At 54.6% G+C, this 1,000-nt stretch carries 7 tRNA genes; all 7 read left to right on the top strand.

From position 1 onward, the window contains the following. Window positions 1-153: 153 nt before the first annotated feature. The 7 genes from ACTVDO_RS17390 to ACTVDO_RS17360 all read left to right on the top strand — a co-directional run bounded on the left by ACTVDO_RS17390 (window position 154) and on the right by ACTVDO_RS17360 (window position 755). Window positions 154-229 (top strand) — tRNA-Lys (locus ACTVDO_RS17390). A gap of 14 nt (window positions 230-243) precedes the next feature. After that, window positions 244-328 (top strand) — tRNA-Leu (locus tag ACTVDO_RS17385). 11 nt (window positions 329-339) lie between these two features. Next, a tRNA-Gly gene (locus tag ACTVDO_RS17380) sits at window positions 340-414 on the top strand. Window positions 415-429: 15 nt separating this feature from the next. Then, window positions 430-515 (top strand) — tRNA-Leu (locus ACTVDO_RS17375). 3 nt (window positions 516-518) lie between these two features. Beyond that, window positions 519-592: transfer RNA gene (locus ACTVDO_RS17370), tRNA-Arg, on the top strand. 4 nt (window positions 593-596) lie between these two features. Further along, window positions 597-670, top strand: a tRNA-Pro gene (locus ACTVDO_RS17365). A gap of 12 nt (window positions 671-682) precedes the next feature. Next, window positions 683-755, top strand: a tRNA-Ala gene (locus ACTVDO_RS17360). Window positions 756-1,000: the final 245 nt, after the last annotated feature.

The following is a 1,000-nucleotide window of genomic DNA, read 5'->3' as shown; positions in this document are numbered from 1 at the left end:
GTGTTATTGAAAACATGAGCCATTCGCTCAGCAACGAGCGATGCATCGTCGAATGGGCTTCGAGTTGCCCCGACGCACTTGACTTCCGTGAATAAGCTTGTAGAGGAAGGGGCAGGTAGAGCAAAGCGATGCTTAGAGTGTTATTGAAAATATGAGCCATTAGCTCAGTAGGTAGAGCATCTGACTTTTAATCAGAGGGTCGGAGGTTCGAGTCCTCCATGGCTCACCATTAACTATATATTTGCGGGTGTGGCGGAATTGGCAGACGCGCTAGATTCAGGGTCTAGTGCCCTTTACGGGCGTGGGGGTTCGAGTCCCTTCACCCGCATAATGATCCGGGCGGAAGTAGTTCAGTGGTAGAACACCACCTTGCCAAGGTGGGGGTCGCGGGTTCGAGTCCCGTCTTCCGCTCCATTTATTTGCCCATTAGCCGGGGTGGCGGAATTGGCAGACGCACAGGACTTAAAATCCTGGGGTAGGTAACTACCGTGCCGGTTCGAGTCCGGCCCTCGGCACTTGCGCTCGTAGCTCAACTGGATAGAGCATCTGACTACGGATCAGAAGGTTAGGGGTTCGAATCCTCTCGAGCGCGTTAACGGGAAGTAGCTCAGCTTGGTAGAGCACATGGTTTGGGACCATGGGGTCGCAGGTTCAAATCCTGTCTTCCCGATAGCGGAAATACGGGGCCTTAGCTCAGCTGGGAGAGCGCCTGCTTTGCACGCAGGAGGTCATCGGTTCGATCCCGATAGGCTCCATCATCGTTCCTTGAAAACTGAACGAAACGAAGCGCAAACGAAAAGCTGAGGCCCGATATTTCGCCTAAAAGCAACCCGCGTCCTGCGGGTAACGGCGAAATATCGCCGTCCTGGCGATCGCGATGGGCAAATGTTCTTCGCCTGCAGGGATGTTTACATCCCGAAGGCGGAGGTTATTTGACCCCGAGCGGCGGCGGGCCGAAGCTAGACAATCCAAAAAGCGAAGGCTCGTGATGAGCCGAAGC

It is taken from the genome of Geobacillus sp. BK01, from assembly GCF_052220245.1.
Lineage (GTDB): Bacteria > Bacillota > Bacilli > Bacillales > Anoxybacillaceae > Geobacillus.
This window is presented reverse-complemented; position numbering and strand designations above follow the sequence as displayed.